A 19339-nucleotide genomic window follows, 5' to 3' on the forward strand; every position below is an offset into this window, starting at 1 on the left:
AATTTGCGCAATAAAAAAACTTTACAATATGGGTGCAAATTCGCTTGCTTCAAAAAAAATTGCCACTAAACTTATTCATGCCGGAGCAGATCCCGATCCTTCCACCGGAGCAATTATGACGCCTATTTTTCAAACCTCAACTTATGTGCAGGAGGCGCCGGGTGTAAACAAAGGTTTTGAATATGCCCGCAGCCAAAACCCCACCCGTAAAGCTTTGGAAGATGCTTTGGCAATAATTGAAAACGGAAAATATGGCCTGGCTTTCAGCAGTGGTGTAGCAGCTACCGATGCCGTTATAAAATTACTAAATCCAGGCGATGAAGTGATAGCCGCAAATGATATGTATGGCGGTACCTACAGGTTGTTCAGTAAAGTGTTTGAACGCTTTGGTATAAAATTTATTTATGTAGATACTACAAATGTTGCCAATATAAAAGCTGCACTAACGCCTAAAACAAAATTGGTATGGATTGAAACACCAACCAATCCATTAATGAATATTACTGATATAGCTGCCGTTGCCTCCCTTACAAAACCTGCGGGAGCCTTGCTTTGTGTAGATAATACTTTTGCTTCGCCTTACCTGCAAAACCCGTTAAACCAGGGTGCAGATATTGTGATGCATTCTTCTACAAAATATCTTGGCGGGCACAGCGATGTAATTCAGGGTGCATTAATAATGAACAACGATAGCTTACGGGAACAGTTGTATTTTATACAAAAAAGCTGCGGAGCAGTTCCCGGCCCTTTTGATTGCTTCCTGGTTTTGAGGGGAATAAAAACACTACATGTACGCATGAAGCAACATTGTAATAATGGCGAAAAGGTTGCATACTGGCTAAGCAACCACCCCAAAGTAGGTAAAGTATATTGGCCGGGTTTTGAAGATAATTCCGGTTACAATGTTGCCAAAAAACAAATGAATGGCTTTGGGGGAATGTTAAGTTTTTTACTCAAAGATGAAAGCATAGAGGCTGCTAAAAAAGTGCTATCCGCTACAAAAATATTTTCACTTGCCGAAAGCCTTGGTGGGGTAGAAAGCCTCATTAACCATCCGGCAAGTATGACGCATGCCAGCATCCCCAGGGAAGAACGCATTAAAAACGGATTGAGCGACGGTTTAATAAGGCTGAGTGTAGGTATTGAAGATGCTGATGATTTGATAGACGACCTCAACAGCGCTATTGGTTAAAACGGCAAACTTTAAAAATCATTTAGCAAATGATTTTTGTTTTTTATGCAATAAGCCGGTTATTTTAAAATACTTTACAATAATGAAATTTAGTTTATAACATTTTTTTGGGGTAGAACAGCGATATATTTCATTTCACTAAATTTTACTGCATGAAGCTATTTTTTACTTTGTGTTTTGTGTGTTGCGCCCATTCATTATTTGCACAAAACCCGCCAACTTATCCATCGTCTGAAATTTTTCACCGATTGCAAAAGCTGGAAGTTTTTGGAACGGTATTATATATTGCCGCACATCCCGATGATGAAAACACAAGGCTTTTATCATACCTGGAAAATGAAAGGAAATTACGCACTGCATATTTAAGTGTTACAAGGGGCGATGGCGGCCAAAACCTTATTGGTGATGAACAAGGTGTGGAGTTAGGATTGATTCGCACACAGGAATTACTTGCCGCTAGAAGGGTTGATGGTGCAGAACAATATTTTACCCGGGCATACGATTTTGGCTTTAGCAAAAGCCCGGAAGAAACTTTGGAAAAATGGGGACACGATAAAATACTTGCCGATGTGGTGTGGGTTATACGGAAACTTCAACCCGATGTAATTATAGCTCGCTTTCCTACAACCGGCGAAGGTGGCCACGGCCATCATACTGCTTCTGCAATACTTGCCGGCGAAGCATTTGATGCTGCTGCAGACAGTACAAAATTTCCCGATCAATTTTCATATGGCGTTAAACCCTGGCAAGCAAAAAGGCTTTTGTGGAATTCATTCAACTGGACTGGAAGCAACAGCAACCGGCCGGGGCAATTTAAAACCGACGTGGGAATGTACAACCCATTGCTGGGAAAAAGTTACGGCGAAATGGCTGCTCAAAGCCGCAGCCAGCACAAAAGCCAGGGCATGGGCTCTACATTGCAAAGAGGTGAAATTTTTGAATATTTTCTTCCCATAAAGGGCGATAACCCTACTATAGATATTATGGAAGGCATTGATTTAGCCGCTTCAAGAATAATGGATAAACCCTACAACGATTCTTTAAAAAAAATAATAAGGGAATACAATCCGCAGCAACCTCATTTATCGCTTCCCGGCCTGGTAAGCCTCAAAGAAAATCTTTATAAAATACAAGGCAACAACAACCTGGTACAATATAAAATTTCCGAAATTGACAAGCTTATTGATGCCGTAAGCGGACTTTTTTTAGAAGCAACTGTTACCAACCAACTCAATGTTGTTGGTGATAGCCTGCGCTTTACTGTAACGTATAATAATAGAAACGGCTTGCCCGTGGAAAGCGCACTAGTAAGCATATTTGGAAAAACTATCCGGTTTGAAAACCTTTCTAAAAATACCAACAATGTTCAGCAATCTTCTGCTTTTGGTTTGAAAGAAACGCTGGTATCGCAACCATACTGGATAGAATACCCTCTGCAGGGAGAAGCCTTTCAGGTTAAAAACCAGCAATTAATTGGATTGCCCGAAGCAGAAAACAATAATTTAAAGGCTTTGTTCCAGATACAGGTGAATGGAGAATTATTGACCTTTGACCGTAAAATAATGTACAAACATACCGACCCTGTAAAAGGAGAATTGTACCAGCCCGCCCAATTTGTTTATCCATTTTTTATTAATGCATCACCATCGCTGGTTTTACTTCGTAATGATGAAAGTATTCCCAAAAAAATTGCCATTACCATTCAGCCCAATATTTCTTTAAAAGAAAAAATAACGCTTTCTGCCTTTGTAAACAATCAACCCGAAAATTTTGAAGATACTGTATTGGATTTTACAAAAGGAGCAAGCAAAACTTTTCACTTTACACTATATCCAAAAAAAATCAGTAATAACAGCACAGCTACTTTGGGTATGAAGTTATCTGCCCCTTCTCTTTATGAGGATCAAATGTATTCATTAAGAAAAATTGCTTACGACCATATCCCTGATATTTTTTACCACTATTACGACCAGGTAAAAATTGTAAAGCTGGATGTAAAAACCTCTGGTAAAACAATAGGCTATATTGCCGGAGCAGGCGATAAAGTGCCGCAGGCGCTGGAGCAATTGGGTTACACGGTAACTTTATTGCAGCAAAATGATATTACCCCAGAGCATTTACGAAAATTTGATGCAATAGTTACCGGTATACGGGCCTATAATGTAAATGCATGGATGCAAAATGTGTACGAGGTATTAATGAATTATGTAAAAACCGGTGGCGTGCTGCTGGTTCAGTACAATACCAATAATAATATAGGAAAAGTAACTACAAAAATATTTCCTTACAATTTCGAAATAAGCCGTACAAGGGTAACCGACGAAAATGCGAAAGTAAATTTTTTGCAACCCAAACATGCGCTACTTAATTACCCCAATAAAATTTCGGAAGCAGATTTTGACAACTGGATACAGGAACGCAGCACTTACGAGGCGGAAAAAACAGGGGAAAATTTTCAGCATATTTTCAGCATGAGCGATGCCGGAGAAAAACAAAGTAATGGCAGCCTTATTGTGGCAGATTATGGCAAGGGAAGGCTTATCTATTGCGGGCTTTCTTTTTTCCGGCAATTGCCTGCAGGTGTGCCCGGGGCTTTTAGGCTTATGGCCAACCTGCTGGCAAGGCCCGTTAAATAAATTTTTTCGTAAAACAAAAACACTTGATTATTTATTGAAATGAGCGCCATTGACTGGACGATATTAATTGTTGTTTTAGCCGGGCTTATTGCTTATGGTATTTATAAAAGCCATACCAGCAAAAATCTTAATGGGTATTTTCTCAATAATAATAATACGCCCTGGTACCTGGTATTGCTGGGTATAATGGGTACACAGGCAAGCGCCATTACTTATTTAACCGGCCCTGGCCAGGCCTATACAGATGGCTTGCGTTTTGTACAATATTATTATGGATTACCGCTGGCAATGATTGTGATTAGTATTTTTTTTGTATCGGTATTTAATAAGCTAAAAGTTTTTACGCCTTATGAGTTTTTAGAAAAAAGGTTCGATGGAAGAACAAGACTGCTCACCTCCTTTTTGTTTTTAATAAGCCGTGGACTAAGCACTGGTATTAGCATTTATGCGCCATCACTCGTACTAAGTTCATTAATGGGTTGGAATATTTATTTAACCAATGTAGTTATGGGTGGAGTATTGATTATTTATACCATGAGTGGCGGCGCAAAAGCAGTTGCCCATACCCAGGGTTTGCAAATGATCATCATTTTTCTTTCTTTATTTATTATTGGCTATATTATTATTAATATGCTGCCTGCGGGTGTAGGATTAAAAGCGGCAATTGATAAAGCAACCGCTCATGGCAAAATGAATATTATTACCACGGGCTTTACTGAAAACGGTTTCAACTGGAAGGATAAATATAATATTTGGAGCGGGCTGATTGGTGGTTTCTTTTTGGCGCTGAGTTATTTTGGTACCGACCATAGCCAGGTAGGCCGGTATATTTCTGCAAAAAATGTTAAAGAAAGCCGCCGTGGCCTGCTGTTAAACGGGCTGGTAAAAATACCCATGCAGTATTTGGTTTTGATGCTGGGTGTTTTGGTTTTTTCTTTTTACTTATTTAATAAAGCACCGGTATATTTTGATGAAACAAAACAGTTGCAGGCAGAAAACACCTCATTTGCAGGCGAACTAAAAGCGCTTGAAGCAAAATATAACGCAGCTTTTGAAAATGGAAATATAGATAGCGCCACTGCAATGCGCAGCCAGTATAAAACGGTAATGCAACAGGCATTAAATGGCCAGGAGGCAAATGATACTAATTTTATTTTTCTCCGTTTTGTAAAAGATAACCTGCCCGTAGGGTTGATAGGCTTGTTGTTTGCTATAATATTTCTTTCGGGATGGGGAAGTGTAGCGGCTGCCATTAATTCACTTGCTGCTTGTACTGTTGTGGATTTTCATAAAAAAATGGTAAAAAGCAGCAGCGATGAAAACGACTACCGCATGTCTCAATGGTACACACTTGCCTGGGGGATTTTTTGTATAGGCGTTGCTATGTTTGCCAATAATATTGGCAATAGCCTTATTGAAGCCGTAAACATACTGGGCTCTTTATTTTATGGAGTAATTTTAGGCATCTTCCTGGTTGCGTTTTGGTTAAAAAATATCGGCGGAAAAGCGGTTTTTATTTCAGCCATAGTTTCAGAAATTATTATTCTCCTTATTTACAATGCCGATATTGTTTCTTTTCTTTGGCTGAATGTAATTGGCGCAATGCTGGTTATAGCAATTGGTCTGCTGGTTCAGTTTGTACTTGCAGCAGCTAAGAAACCTTCTTAAATAATTGACTTGCTTCCTGAAGGCTCGCTGCCACTATTGCCTGAAACTATGGTAATATTATTGCTGCCTGCAGCAAATTGTATTTTTTCTTCTTTAATGAGTTGAATGATGGCCGCATTTATTTTTTGCCTGATGGTATTGAACTCCTGTATGCTGATGTTGGGTGTAAAATATTCTAACATAATCACAATTCCGTTTTTGCTAAAATCTGTTATGTAAACCGAAGAGCTGGTAATATCATTTGCGTATAAGGAAACAATAAGCTGTTGTATTTTTTCTGTGAGCAATTTAGCAGTATCGGCGCTGGTATTTTCGGATACTTCCAGCTTCATTTCTACCCTTCTACCGGTGCGAAAGCTCAGATTATCCACCACGCTATCTACCATTTGCTTATTGGGTACGGTAACCAGTGATTTATCAGTAGTGCGAATCCTGGTATTGCGTAAGCCAATAGTTTCTACTACGCCGCTTACTGCATTTACTTTTACAATATCGCCCACATAAAAAGGCTTGTCTAAAAAAATGATAAAAGAAGCAATTAAGTTTTCCAGGCTTTCCTTTGCCGATAATGCAACGGCAGCGCCTACAATACTAAGGCTGGTAAGCAGGTAGCTTATATCCTGGTTAAATCCAATTTTAAGCGCTAATAAAATGCCCAGTACAATAATAAACGCTTTTAAAAAGTTACGAAAAAATATCACCATCTGGTCGTCGGAGCGGCTAATGGTTTTGCTGGCCTTTTGGGTGAGGATGAGGCTGATAAAATCTACAATAGACAGGCAAAGCCGGATGAAACTAAATACAAAAATTAGTACAGCAATTTTCTCCAGTATTTTGTCGAAAGAAAATTTATAAATTTTAAAATCCAAAAATTGCGGATAATTCAAACGGCTTATTGTAGCAAGAGCAACGCATATCAATATAAACCAACCGAGTGGTTTTAATAAAAGATAAATAAATTGTTTGCGGTCAATTTCTTTCCAAATTAATTTTACCGGGTAATACAGTATGTTGGCAATACTTTGCGTAACAAATTTTTTGAGCAGGTAAACGGCTAGTATTACACCCAGTACTACGAGGTAGCTTTTTATGGTATTATCAAGAAAATAATGGTCTAAAAAATCCATGCGTTATAAATTATAAATCTCCAGTCCTTCTTTTTTTAAGATATAGATTTTACCGTTCATGGCTTTTATGCTGATGCAATCTTTCCACTGTTGCGGCATTTTGTAAATTGCTTCTTTTTGCAGTTGAGTACGATACACATGCAGCCGGTTGTTCTCAAAGCCGTAAAGGTTATTGCCCGAAAAACTAATGTTAGCCCAGTTTTTAAAAGGTAAATTGCTTTTGTAAGTTCCGTAGTAATCAAAAACAAAAAAGCCAAGCGCTTTGTCGTAAAGGTAAACAAAGTTATTATGGTCGGTAATGGAACTTACCTGCGGCGTTGCACCGGGGAACATTCGCATGTCGTTGGTTTGCTGCAAAAGCTTGCCCTGCTCACTAATTTTTTTTAAGGTAAAATCCTGTTCATCAAACACCCAAATATTGTTGTCATAAGCATTGGCAATGGCGTTTACACTAAAAATACCCTGTTTCCTTAAGTTCATGCTGTTTCTAAGCGTAAGCATTTTATCTAACGAAACAATTGTTGCATAGCTTTTATAAAAAAGCAAAACCTTTAAAGGGTTGCTTACATCCATCAAATTGAGGCTGCCATATTTTTTTACATCATTAAAAACGGATAGAGAATCGCCATTGGGATTAAATTTTTTTAACTGGCCAGATTCGCCAAGCAGGTAAATACAGTTGAGGTTATCTACTTCAAGCAGGCTGTAATTACCTGCAATAAATTTTTCCGGAGCTTGGTTGATGTTGAGAATAATTTCGGGTGTACTGTTGTTACCGCTGTCTGTTATAGGTTGGCTTTGGGCACAGGAGTATTGCTGGAGCAGTAAAAGGGAAAAAACACTATAAAGCAAAACTGGTTTCAATGGCTTGGTTATTTAAAGTAAAGCAGTTCAATATTTGTACCATTAAATACTGCGTAACTGTTATATTTTATCCATTCGCCCAAATTAATGTACCTGCTGTTTTGCGGCAAAGCAACATCAATAGGTAAATGCCGGTGACCAAAAATAAAAAAATCAAAATATTGTTTTTGTAATACTTCCTTAGCATAAATAATGAGCCATTCATTTTCTTCACCCATAAAAGTTTCATTTACCGAGCCGGTTTTAATACGGCTTTTGCGGCTTAAATAATTGGCAAGCCCAATGCCAATATAGGGTGGTAAAACGCCAAACATCCATTTGCAAATGGGGTTTCGGAAAACTTTTTTAATAAACTTATATCCTTTATCGCCAGGGCCAAGGCCATCGCCATGGGCAATAAAAAACTTTTTGCAGTTAAACTCAAAGGTTTTGGGTTCAAAGTAAACAGGTATATTCAGCTCCTGCTGAAAATAATTTTTCATCCACATATCATGGTTGCCAACAAAAAAATGAATGGCTATTCCACTATCGGTTAACTCTGCTAATTTACCTAGCAGGCGCACGTAGCCTTTGGGCACTACAGTGCTGTACTCAAACCAAAAATCAAACATATCACCCACAATAAAAATTACTGAAGCATCATTTTTAATACGGTCTAAAAAACGGCAAATGCGTTTTTCCCGCTCAAGGCTACTTTGTGCATTTGGTGCACCAAGGTGAAAATCGGAAAGAAAATATATATTTTTTTGCTGCTGCAAACGGCAATTAGTAATTTTTGGGTTAATCAACCTTTGTTATGGAATGCAAAGGTCTGCATTAAAATTTACCTGTAAGGTAATATTTTTTTTAAGGGAACTTAATGCTGCAAAATTCAGGGTTTATTTTTTCCCTGTAAGTAACGGAGTACATCACCAATAGGGATATGCATCATGCCCTCTATCTTCCCATTGTACCAATATACCCATGCTTTTGAGGCTTGCCCTTTTACAAATACATCGGCAAGCTGCCTACGGTAAAGTGGCGTTTCGCCCTCTTCGGTATTGATACCTTCATAATCATCCAACTGGCCCAGCACCCAGGAAAACTCATCTATGTTATTGATTACATACAATTCGCCGGTAATAAAATCATCACTTGTAGTTTCTACGGCTACAGGGTAAGCGCCATTATCATATAATTTTCCCCTTACTACAGCTTCACCTACCAGGTGAAAATAGCGGGTGAGGTAATCGTATGCAGGGTTTCTGAAGCCGCTTCTTAGCGAGCCGTAAACAAAAAGTTGGTAGGAAGGAGAATCCATAAAAATATTTTTAAAAAGTAAAAACTAAATAATCTCAAATACATTTCAGCCTTCTTCCACCAAAAAGCAATACGCTTCTTTTGGACCATGTACGCCGGTTACCAATGTTTTTTCAATATCGGCGGTACGGCTTGGGCCGGTAGCAAAAGAGATAAATGAGGGAAGGTTGTTTTTGTATTTTTCTTTTAAAAATACCAGGGCATCTTCAATATCAAATACCAGCTGGTGGTTATAAGCAATGCAAATGTGTATGGGTGCATATACGCTTTCGGTACGGCCATCGGTTTGTTTTGCACTTAATACCACACTGCCAGTTCTGGCCACAAGGTATTCGCAACCGGTTACGGAGCAATCGCAACTTTCCAGGTTGTGGTAAGGCTTTATGCCAGCCTGCAATAATAATGGCCTCAATTTTTCATCGGAGCAATAAATATTGATGAAACCCTTTTCTGCAAATAATGCTGCAAGGTGGTTGCACAGTTCGCTTTCATTAATGCAATAAGCAAACCTGCCCTGTAGTTTTGTAAATTCCTGGGCAAAGAGTACGGCATCATCTTCAGCGCCTTGTACAAATACTTTTTCGCTTTCAATTGTACGGTCAAAAGGAACAGGCACCGGTTTTTCCAGCGCCTGTTTAATTTTTTGTAAAATATTTTCCCTTGCAGACATAAATTATTGCAATTTTAAATAGCCGGTGGGTTATTGAGTTCTTCGGGAATGGTTTGTTGCGATACATCAGGCGCTACTAAATCTTCAGGTTGTACCTGCCCGTTTTCATTATCGGTCAAAAGCTTTTTTTCTTCAAATGGGCGTTTGCCAATTAGGGTTTCCACATCTGTTTTAAACAACACTTCTTTTACCAGTAATTCTTTGGCTAATTTTTCTACTGCCCATTTTTTTTCTGTAAGCAGTGCCTTAGTTTTTTCGTAAGCTCCGTCAATAAGTTTCCGCACTTCTTCATCAATCATTTTGCCGGTTTCTTCACTATAGGGTTTGGTGAAATAGTTTTCCTGGTTGGGGTCGTAAAAGCTAATATTGCCTATCTTATCGTTCATGCCGTAAGTGGTAACCATGCTGTAAGCAATTTTAGTAATTTGCTGCAAGTCATTACTCGCTCCGGTGCTTATTTTTCCAAAGAAAATTTCTTCGCTTGCCCTGCCGCCAAGGGTCATACAAATTTGATCTAAAAGCTGATCGGTATTGTAAAGGTATTGCTCCTTGGGTGTGTATTGGGCATAGCCCAAAGCCGCCGTACCTCTTGGTACAATGGTTACTTTTAAAAGCGGGTAAGCATGCTCCAGAAACCAGCCGCAAATTGCATGTCCAGCTTCATGATAAGCAATAATTTCTTTTTCTTCAGGGGATATGAGTTTGTTCTTTTTTTCCAGTCCGCCAATTACCCTGTCTATAGCATCCTGAAAGTCGCTCATATCTACAGCTTCTTTATTTTTTCTTGCGGCAATTAATGCAGCTTCATTACATACGTTGGCTATATCTGCTCCGGCAAAGCCCGGTGTTTGCTCGGCCAGTTTATGAATGTCCAGCGTTTGCGAAACTTTAATTGGTGCAAGATGCACTTTAAAAATAGCTTCCCTGCCAACCAAGTCGGGTCGGTCAATGGTTATTTGCCTGTCGAACCTGCCGGGGCGTAGCAATGCAGTATCCAATACATCGGGCCTGTTGGTTGCTGCAAGTATAATAATTCCCAGGTCGGTACCAAAGCCATCCATTTCTACAAGCAATTGGTTAAGGGTGTTTTCCCTTTCATCGTTGCTCATCATTACATTTTTTCCCCTGGCACGGCCAATGGCATCTATTTCATCTATAAAAATAATGCAGGGCGCTTTTTCCCTGGCTTGTTTAAAAAGGTCACGTACACGGCTTGCGCCTACACCTACAAACATTTCCACAAAGTCGCTACCACTGAGGCTAAAGAAGGGTACCTGTGCTTCGCCGGCAACAGCTTTTGCCAGCAATGTTTTACCGGTGCCCGGAGGTCCAACCAGCAACGCACCTTTGGGGATTTTACCACCGAGCGCTGTATATTTTTTTGGATTTTTTAAAAAATCAACAATTTCCATTACTTCTACTTTGGCTTCATCGAGGCCGGCCACATCGCTAAAATTAATATTTACCCTTGTGCCTTTGTCAAATAGTGTGGCTTTTGATTTGCCTATGTTAAAAATGCCTCCCGGTCCGCCGCTTCCTCCAGAACCCAGCTTTCTCATGGTTACTAAAAACAATAAACCAATTAAAAAGAAGGGAAGTAAAGTACTTAGTATTGAACCAATCAATTCACCTTCGGTTTCTGAATCGCTTTTTACTTGTGCCAGGCCGGGGTTGCTCTTATAAAAATCCAATAGTTCAGTAACAAAACTTTTAGAATCAATAATAGAAAAATATAATTGGGGCTGTTCTATTTTAGCAGCCATTTCATATTTCTTTGGATCTTCGGTTGTGTTGAGTGTTTTGGCATACCAGACAGCTTTTTTGGTAAGGCTGTCTTTTTTTACTGATATCCTCACAAGATCTTTATTGCGGATTACCATAATCTTGTCCACATCGCCCTGCTTCATCATTTCAAAAAAATCCTGCTGATAAGTTTTTACGCCTGTGCTGTTTACATTGCGCATCAGGCTATAGGTAATTACCGTAAGGAAAATTATACCGTAAATCCAGTAAATATTGAATTTTGGTTTTTTGTTTTGGGCTTCATCTCCGCCGGGTGTTGTTTGTTTTTCAGGTAACATTTTTTGTTTGTTATTTTGCTGCTGCTCTCTTTTTTGTGACATTAAGTTTGGGTTTCAAAGGGTAATAAACAGTTCGGCTTTAATCGTGCTGTATCATGGGCGCATCGCTCCACATTTCTTCCAGTTGGTAAAATTTCCTGGGCTCGGGCAGCATTACATGCACTACAATATTTATATAATCAATCAGTATCCATTGCTGGGCTTTTCGGCCCTCGTGCTTAAAGGCAAGTTCGTTACAATTTTTTTTAGCTTCTGCTTCTACATTATCGGCAATGGCTTTTAGTTGTGGGGCGTTGCTTGCCTGGCAAATCACAAAAAAATCGGCTACTGCTTCAGGTATTTTTCGCAAATCCAGGCTCACGATATTTTCTGCTTTTTTATCTTTTATGGCAGTAAGGATAGATTTAAAAAGTTTACTATTCCTGTTCAACCGGGCAATATTTTTCTTACGGCTTTGTAATGCGGTGAGGTTGTTCAAATGTTATTCATTTTGTTTTAAATTAATACAACTGCAAAACCCGTAAAAAAATAAGTAGCTTGCGGTTTGCGCCAAAATTACTATTTCTTTTTTACCTGAAATATCCCAAATGCAAGCTTTTGAATTATTTCGCATTTTAGATACTGTGGACAGTACCAACAACTATGCCATGGTACAAATTCATGAAGGATTGGCGAAACACGGAATGGCAGTATTTGCAAGGCAACAAACTGCCGGAAAAGGGCAGCGTGGCCGCAATTGGCTAGCCGAAAAGGACAAAAGCATAGCCCTGAGTACCATCATTCAACCCAATATGCTCCTTTTGCAGGAGCAATTCATTTTGTCCGCAGCAACGGCATTGGCCTGCGCCGAGTTTTTACAAAAAAAAAACATCTCAAATGTTGCTGTTAAATGGCCCAACGACTTATACATTAATGACAGAAAGGCAGGTGGAATTTTGATAGAAAATATCATAAAAGGCGCCGAATGGAAATATAGTGTGATAGGAATTGGTATTAATGTTAACCAGCAGCAATTTGATGCTTCTATTCCTAATGCAATAAGCCTTTACCAAATTACCAAAAAGCATTATGATTTGTTGGAGATGGCAAAAGAGCTGTATGAATTACTGTGGCAAAAAATTGATAGCTTAACCCGTACAAATTTTGATCATTTGCTTATAAATTATAATAACTTGCTGTTTCGAAAAAATAAAATGGTAAAACTCAAAAAAGGCAATATAGTTTTTGATGCCAAAATTGTTGCCGTAACTCAACAGGGAATTTTATTGGCCGAAACAGGGAATATAATGCAGGAGTTTGTTTTTGGTGAAGTGGAATGGGTTTTAAGACCGCAAAGAGAAACCTGAAAGCTTGTTTAAAACTTGGTTGATTCTTCTGCAGCTCTTGCTTCAACTTCATATTTATTATTATAGTAGCCATGCTTAAGCGATTCCCAAAAGTATTTTGCAATAAAAGTAAAAAAACCATGTTGTTTAAATTGTTGTATATGGCATAGCTCATGGTTGAGCCATTTTGGGTTGTTTAAAAATTCTTCTCTGCTGGTATTGTAAAGGTGAATGGTTTTACCCAATACAATAGCCACCTGGCTGCTCCGTAACTTTAAGGCTGCAAGTTTTGCTAAAAAAGAATGGGTAACAATGCGGTATGTTATCGGTTGGTACAACAAAAATTACTTGTTGATTTCGTTCCACTTTTTAATAATTTCCTGTGCATGTTCTTTATTCCTCGGTTTTAGAAAGATGTGGCGTATGATTCCTTTTTCATCAATGAGGAAGCTGGTGCGGTGCAGACCATCATATTTGCGGCCATATAATTGCTTAGGTCCCCAAACGCCATATTTGTTTATTATGCTATGCGATGTATCGGCAATTAAGGTAAAGGGAAGATTAAATTTTGTCTCAAATTTTTTGTGGCTTTTTTCATCATTGGGGCTTATGCCTACTACTTCAAAGCCGTTTTTTTTCAATAAATGATAATTGTCCCTAAGGTTACAAGCCTCAATGGTGCAGGTTGGAGTATCATCCTCCGGGTAAAAAAATAAGGCCAGTTTTTTATTTTTATAATCAGATAGGTTAACGGTATTTCCGTTTTGGTCTTTGCCTTTAAACTGCGGCGCTTTTTGGTATACGGTTAAATGTGTTGCCATAATTATCGGGTAAAAAGGTAAGTTTTTTCAGTTTTATTTCCGGCAAGGTCTTCGGCAGTAATTTTTAATTCATGCTTTCCAGGCGGGCAATACTCATCAAAATTGTAAATAAAAAGTTTGGCTTTATCATTGGTAAACCGCAGCCAATTGCCATCGAGTAAAGCGGTGAAGCTGGCAATTTCTTCAGTATTGTCTTTTACCCTGAAAATAATGCGATTGAGCTTTGCTGCATTCATACCGTCTTTAAAGCCAATGGGTGTAATTTCTGGCGGCTCATTGTCGGCTATTAATTGAAAGTTTCCCAATTGTTTAAACCCGGCTTTGTACCAGCCTTGCTCTGCTTCTTCTGTTGCCGCAACGGCTTTTTTGTATTCTTCTTTATCGCCCCAAAACCTTTTCATTATCATTTTATCGGTAGGTAAAAACAAAATGCCATCTTTAATTTTTAAGGTAAAAGCTGTTTGCAACGGCACAGAATGGTTGTGTAATTGATAAATAGGTTTGCCAACCGAAGGGTTTATTTTGCTGTATTTAAAATAAAACGAATCGTAAAGGGCGTTTTCGGGCATATAAAATTTTACGGCTTCGTTTTCGAAAATATTAATTTCATTGGGTTTAAATAAAATGCCTGCGGTTGTAGCCTGTGGGTTTTTAATAGCGTTGCTCCTGGTTATGGTAAAAATTAATTCCGATTTATTATTGTTAGCATCCCACACTTCAATTTTTATTATTTTGCTTTGGCCGGGCTCAAGGCTTACTACGCCATTGCTTGCATCGGTTTTATAATGCTGTGCAGGGTTGCCGGGCAGCCTGCTCAGGTGCTGCAGGTATGGGCCGCCATTAATTTTTGTTTTGTAATCTATGTGTGCATTCAGGTAACGGGTTTCATCGTAGCTAATTTGGTTTAATTGAAAACCGCTTACCGGAACATTGTCAACACTCATTACCGCCTGGTAAATACCATTGTGGTTTGTAGAGCCGGTGTAGCGGTCAAAAGCCGAAATGGCAAAACTTGTTTTTTCAGCATATACCGTAATGTTCCCGGAAGCTACGGAATAAGTATTACCAGTTTTTTTTAGCGAGAATAATACTGGGCTTTGTTCATAAGTGCTTTTGCTGCGGTCGTAAGCTGCAAGGCGAATAATATCCGGCGCAATTTTATCGGTAATTGGCATATTAAATAAAAGCGGGTTCAGTACTTTGTCTGTACCAGTTTCTCTTATTTCAAAATGCAAATGCGGCCCTTGTGAACCACCTGTAGTACCGCTCCATGCTATTTGCTGGCCCTTTTTAACGGTGAAAATATTTGGGGGAATATCTAAAAAAACGGCCCAGCATTTAAGTTCATATTGCTTTTGTGTTATATATTTTTCTAAAGGATCATAAAAATCATTGAGGTGAGCATACAGGGTTGTATATCCTCCGGGATGGTTGATATAAATAGCACGTCCAAATCCAAAAGGTTCAATTTTTACTTTAGCAATATATCCGTCTGCAGCAGCGTAAACAGGTTTGTTAACCACCTGCTCTGTACGGCAATCGAGGCCCATGTGGTAATGATTGGGGCGCAACTCTCCAAAATTGGCTACTATGGCTTTTACGGCGCCAACCGGCCATTGAAAAAAGTCTTGCGGATATGATGGCTGGATAAAAAATTGTGCATTACCCCAAATGGGCAGTACAATTAAAAAAACAAAAAATTTTTTTTGGAGTAAAAACCGCATGAGCAATGTTTATTCAACGGGTTAAAAAAAATTACTGCAAAACTACTGTTTAATCGCCGATTAATTTTCATCTTTTACAGTAATGCGCTATTTATTTAACTTAATTTATAGCAACAATTAAAGCCATTAAAATTGGGGCAAACAATTTACCTTTGCACGCCACAAAATATGTTTTTCAATGCCCAAAAACAACGCAATTCAATCGGTTTTAATTATTGGTAGCGGCCCTATTATTATTGGCCAGGCCTGTGAGTTTGATTACAGCGGATCGCAGGCGGCAAGGAGCCTAAGAGAAGAAGGAATTAAAGTGATACTGATAAACAGCAACCCGGCCACTATCATGACCGATCCCATGATGGCCGACAAAGTTTATTTATTGCCGCTTACCGTTGAAAGCATCGAACAAATTCTTGAAGAAAATAAAATAGATGCCGTTTTACCTACAATGGGTGGGCAAACGGCGCTTAATCTTTGTAAAGAAGCAGATGAACTGGGTATTTGGGAACGCTATAATGTACAATTGATAGGTGTAGATATTAAGGCAATTGATAAAGCAGAAGACCGGGAAAAATTCAGGCAGTGGATGATAGAAATGGAGATACCGGTTGCAATAGCAAGAACAGCCAACTCATTTTTAGAAGGTAAAGAATTTGCCCAGGAAATTGGGTTTCCATTAGTAATAAGGCCATCGTTTACCCTTGGTGGCACAGGCGGCGGTTTTGTAAAAGATAAAGAAGAGCTTGATGATGCATTAAACACCGGGCTTTCTGCATCACCCATACACGAAGTGCTGGTAGAGCAGGCTGTGCTGGGATGGAAGGAGTTTGAACTGGAACTGCTGAGAGATGCTGCAGATAATGTATGCATCATTTGCACTGTGGAAAATTTTGACCCAATGGGTGTACATACCGGCGACAGTATTACCGTTGCGCCGGCTATGACGCTTAGCGATACCGCATTTCAACTGATGAGAAATACGGCTATTGCTATGATGCGGAACCTGGGAAATTTTGCCGGTGGGTGCAATGTTCAATTTGCCCTTAACCCGCAAACAGAAGAAATCATAGCTATAGAAATTAATCCACGGGTAAGCCGCTCCAGTGCATTGGCAAGCAAAGCCACCGGTTACCCAATTGCAAAAATTGCCGCAAAGCTGGCCATTGGTTACCACCTCGATGAACTAAAAAACCAAATTACCCAATTTACATCCGCATATTTTGAACCGGCTTTAGATTATGTAATTGTAAAAATCCCCCGCTGGAATTTTGATAAATTTAAAGGCGCCAATGATACGCTTGGCCTGCAAATGAAAAGTGTAGGTGAAGTAATGGGTATTGGAAGAAGTTTTGCCGAAGCCATTCAAAAAGCCTGTCAGAGCCTGGAAAACGAAGCCGTAGGATTGGGCTATTACGGCAAAAGCTTAATGCATAGCGAAGAGCTGATTGATTATATTAAAATTCCAAAATGGGACAGAATTTTTCGCATTAAAGATGCCCTGATGGCCGGCGCCAGTGTAAAACGCATTTGCGAAAGCACCTTAATTGACCGCTGGTTTATTTATCAAATACAAGATATATGCGATTGCGAAAGAGAAATTGCAAAATATAATTTTAAAACCCTGCCCGATGAAGTTTTAATAAAAGCCAAAAAACTCGGCTTTAGTGATGAGCAGGTAATGCGGATAATGAAGGAAGAAGATGCGTTGCAATTATATGAACGCCGTAAACGAATGGGGCTTACCAGGGTTTTTAAAATGGTAGATACCTGCAGCGCAGAGTTTGAAGCCAAAACTCCATATTTTTATTCCAGCTTTGAAAACGGCTTGCGCTCATCGCAAAATACTGCCCTGGTTTCAAACGAATCTATAAATTCCGACAAGAAAAAAATTATTGTATTGGGCAGCGGCCCCAATCGTATTGGTCAGGGCATTGAGTTTGATTATTGTTGCGTACATGGTTTGCTGGCCTTAAAAGAGTGTGGCTACGAAGCCATAATGGTAAACTGCAACCCCGAAACCGTAAGTACCGATTTTGATATTGCCGACAAACTTTATTTTGAACCCGTTTTTTTAGAACATATACTGGAGATAGTTGAACACGAAAAACCCGAAGGCGTAATTGTTCAGCTTGGCGGACAAACCGCATTAAAGCTGGCAAAAATTTTGCATGAACGTGGCATAAAAATCATTGGAACATCTTTTGACAATATGGATATTGCCGAAGACCGTGGCCGCTTTAGCGACTTGCTTAAAAAATTAGGCATTCCCTACCCCAGATACGGCACGGCTTTTAATACCGATGAAGCCATTGAAATTGCACACCAGGTGGGTTACCCGGTTTTGGTAAGGCCCAGTTACGTATTAGGCGGGCAAAGAATGCGGATTGTATTGAATGATGAAGAATTGGAAAAAGGAGTGTTGAGTTTATTGAAGCATTTGCCCGGAAATAAAATATTAATTGATCATTTTTTGGATCGTTGCCAGGAAGCGGAAATTGATGCCATATTCGATGGGGAAAATTTTCATGTAATGGGTGTTATGGAACACATAGAACCGGCAGGCATCCATAGCGGCGATAGCAATGCAGTATTGCCGCAATTCAACCTCTCTCCATTAATAGTACATACAATGGAAGAATATGCAGAAAAAATAGCAAGGGCCTTAAATATTTGTGGATTAATCAATATTCAATTTGCCATAAAAGATGGAATGGTATATGTAATAGAAGCCAACCCAAGGGCAAGCCGCACCACGCCTTTTATTGCCAAAGCCTATCAAATACCTTATTTAAATATTGCTACTAAAGTAATGCTGGGTGCTGCAAAGCTTAATGATTTTACATTTACCAAAAACCTGAAAGGCTTTGCCATAAAAGAACCGGTTTTTTCTTTTAATAAATTTCCCGGCGTAAATAAAGAGCTTGGCCCCGAAATGAAAAGTACCGGCGAAGCCATTCGCTTTATAAAAGATTTAAGGGATCCTTACTTTCGTCAATTGTATAAGGAAAGAAGCATGCATTTAAGTAAATAAAAATTGTAAGTTAATTACTAAACCTTATGCCAATGGTATAAGGCCGCATATCCAGGCTGTGTTCATACATTGATTTTGGGCTGTACGAACCATAAAACTTAACCGGGCCTAGGCCCAATTCGCCAATATAGCTAAGTTTAAAACGCTCCATATCATAATCTCCTTTGTTGCGCTTTTTTCCACGTTCATCACTTTTTTGTTTGTTGCGCTGGCTGTACAAATAGCCTGCGCTTACGCCAAACGAAACACTTACGCCTTTGTTGATACTGTATTTATTGCTGGCAAAATTTATCATTACTGGAATGGTAAGGTAATCTGCCGCAAGCTTGTTTTTGCTAAACGAAATTGAATCCCTGAAGATAAAAGGCGCATTGGTTTGCATACCGCCGCTGTAAGGTATAATGCCATCTTCACGGTAACTGATGGCAGATTTATAACGGTAATTATTAAGCTCCAGGCCAAAACCGTATTTCAAATTCATATTCTTTTTTACCAAATGCAGGGTTTGCATAAAAAACCAAATATTTATATTGATGCTTTTGCCTGTACGCAATTTAAAATCGGGTGCGCCAAGTTTAGGGTTACCGGGCCTGCTTACCAAAAAAATCCCGGTATTGCTGTAATCTGTTTTATCGGTAAAATTTGAAAAACCAAAATCAATTACACCCCAGTTTGTGGTAGTGCGGTTATACGATGGGTATGATGGGCTCCTTCTTCCCAGCGTAATATTTACACTGTCGTTATCAAAATTTTTCCCTCTTTTAATAATTAATATATTACCCACTCTTATGGTGTCCCGTTTTACTGATGCGCTGCTGTCTGTTTGTGCCGATGCAGTAAAGAAAAAAAAGGCAAATAGGGTAGAAAATAAAAGTTTACGGTTCATGGTTTTATTTTTTAATTG

General features: G+C 39.1%; 16 protein-coding genes. 5 read left to right on the forward strand and 11 right to left on the reverse strand.

Annotated features, from left to right (window positions below; translation table 11 throughout):
* Nucleotides 1-28 precede the first annotated feature (28 nt).
* The 3 genes from IPO46_07455 (at nucleotide 29) to IPO46_07465 (ending at nucleotide 5496) form a co-directional block, all read left to right on the forward strand.
* Complete coding sequence (locus IPO46_07455) at nucleotides 29-1192, forward strand: cystathionine gamma-synthase (GenBank protein QQS61978.1); 1164 nt, start codon at nucleotides 29-31, stop codon at nucleotides 1190-1192.
* Nucleotides 1193-1344: 152 nt separating this feature from the next.
* On the forward strand, nucleotides 1345-3828 hold the full coding sequence (locus tag IPO46_07460) for a PIG-L family deacetylase (protein ID QQS61979.1): 2484 nt from the start codon (nucleotides 1345-1347) through the stop codon (nucleotides 3826-3828).
* Nucleotides 3829-3867: 39 nt separating this feature from the next.
* Nucleotides 3868-5496, forward strand: a complete 1629-nt coding sequence (locus tag IPO46_07465) for a sodium:solute symporter (protein ID QQS61980.1) — start codon at nucleotides 3868-3870, stop codon at nucleotides 5494-5496.
* Here the strand turns inward: IPO46_07465 and IPO46_07470 are convergent.
* The 7 genes from IPO46_07470 to rsfS all read right to left on the reverse strand — a co-directional run bounded on the left by IPO46_07470 (nucleotide 5493) and on the right by rsfS (nucleotide 12015).
* Nucleotides 5493-6623, reverse strand: coding sequence for a mechanosensitive ion channel (locus IPO46_07470; protein ID QQS61981.1), 1131 nt, complete (start codon nucleotides 6621-6623; stop codon nucleotides 5493-5495). The genes IPO46_07465 and IPO46_07470 overlap by 4 nt on opposite strands.
* A 3-nt stretch (nucleotides 6624-6626) precedes the next feature.
* A complete protein-coding gene (locus IPO46_07475; GenBank protein ID QQS61982.1) occupies nucleotides 6627-7487 on the reverse strand; it encodes a hypothetical protein in 861 nt (286 codons plus the stop codon).
* A gap of 8 nt (nucleotides 7488-7495) precedes the next feature.
* Nucleotides 7496-8245, reverse strand: a complete 750-nt coding sequence (locus IPO46_07480; protein QQS61983.1) for a UDP-2,3-diacylglucosamine diphosphatase — start codon at nucleotides 8243-8245, stop codon at nucleotides 7496-7498.
* A 113-nt stretch (nucleotides 8246-8358) separates the two neighbouring features.
* Entirely contained in the window at nucleotides 8359-8787 is a 429-nt protein-coding gene (locus IPO46_07485) for a gamma-glutamylcyclotransferase (protein ID QQS61984.1), read from the reverse strand.
* Between the two features lie 45 nt (nucleotides 8788-8832).
* Nucleotides 8833-9456, reverse strand: coding sequence for an LUD domain-containing protein (locus tag IPO46_07490; GenBank protein QQS61985.1), 624 nt, complete (start codon nucleotides 9454-9456; stop codon nucleotides 8833-8835).
* 14 nt (nucleotides 9457-9470) lie between these two features.
* Nucleotides 9471-11579 carry an ATP-dependent zinc metalloprotease FtsH gene (gene ftsH, locus IPO46_07495; GenBank protein ID QQS61986.1) on the reverse strand — a complete coding sequence of 703 codons (2109 nt, stop codon included), beginning with the start codon at nucleotides 11577-11579 and terminating at the stop codon, nucleotides 9471-9473.
* A gap of 37 nt (nucleotides 11580-11616) precedes the next feature.
* Entirely contained in the window at nucleotides 11617-12015 is a 399-nt protein-coding gene (rsfS, locus tag IPO46_07500) for a ribosome silencing factor (protein QQS61987.1), read from the reverse strand.
* A gap of 109 nt (nucleotides 12016-12124) precedes the next feature.
* Between rsfS and IPO46_07505 the strand changes: the two genes are divergently transcribed.
* A complete protein-coding gene (locus tag IPO46_07505; protein QQS61988.1) occupies nucleotides 12125-12883 on the forward strand; it encodes a biotin--[acetyl-CoA-carboxylase] ligase in 759 nt (252 codons plus the stop codon).
* A gap of 8 nt (nucleotides 12884-12891) precedes the next feature.
* On the opposite strand, the gene IPO46_07510 is transcribed toward IPO46_07505, so the two are convergent.
* The 3 genes from IPO46_07510 to IPO46_07520 are packed head-to-tail and all read right to left on the reverse strand — an operon-like array spanning nucleotide 12892 to nucleotide 15407.
* Nucleotides 12892-13188 carry a DUF4157 domain-containing protein gene (locus IPO46_07510; GenBank protein ID QQS64350.1) on the reverse strand — a complete coding sequence of 99 codons (297 nt, stop codon included), beginning with the start codon at nucleotides 13186-13188 and terminating at the stop codon, nucleotides 12892-12894.
* An 18-nt stretch (nucleotides 13189-13206) separates the two neighbouring features.
* Nucleotides 13207-13683, reverse strand: a complete 477-nt coding sequence (bcp, locus tag IPO46_07515) for a thioredoxin-dependent thiol peroxidase (protein ID QQS61989.1) — start codon at nucleotides 13681-13683, stop codon at nucleotides 13207-13209.
* Nucleotides 13684-13685: 2 nt separating this feature from the next.
* Nucleotides 13686-15407, reverse strand: coding sequence for a peptidoglycan DD-metalloendopeptidase family protein (locus IPO46_07520; protein QQS61990.1), 1722 nt, complete (start codon nucleotides 15405-15407; stop codon nucleotides 13686-13688).
* Nucleotides 15408-15585: 178 nt separating this feature from the next.
* Here IPO46_07520 and carB point away from each other — a divergent pair, with 178 nt between their 5' ends.
* On the forward strand, nucleotides 15586-18435 hold the full coding sequence (carB, locus tag IPO46_07525; GenBank protein ID QQS61991.1) for a carbamoyl-phosphate synthase large subunit: 2850 nt from the start codon (nucleotides 15586-15588) through the stop codon (nucleotides 18433-18435).
* Between the two features lie 10 nt (nucleotides 18436-18445).
* On the opposite strand, the gene IPO46_07530 is transcribed toward carB, so the two are convergent.
* Nucleotides 18446-19321, reverse strand: a complete 876-nt coding sequence (locus IPO46_07530; GenBank protein ID QQS61992.1) for an outer membrane beta-barrel protein — start codon at nucleotides 19319-19321, stop codon at nucleotides 18446-18448.
* Nucleotides 19322-19339 lie beyond the last annotated feature (18 nt).

Source organism: Chitinophagaceae bacterium, assembly GCA_016699815.1.
Lineage (GTDB): Bacteria > Bacteroidota > Bacteroidia > Chitinophagales > Chitinophagaceae > Ferruginibacter.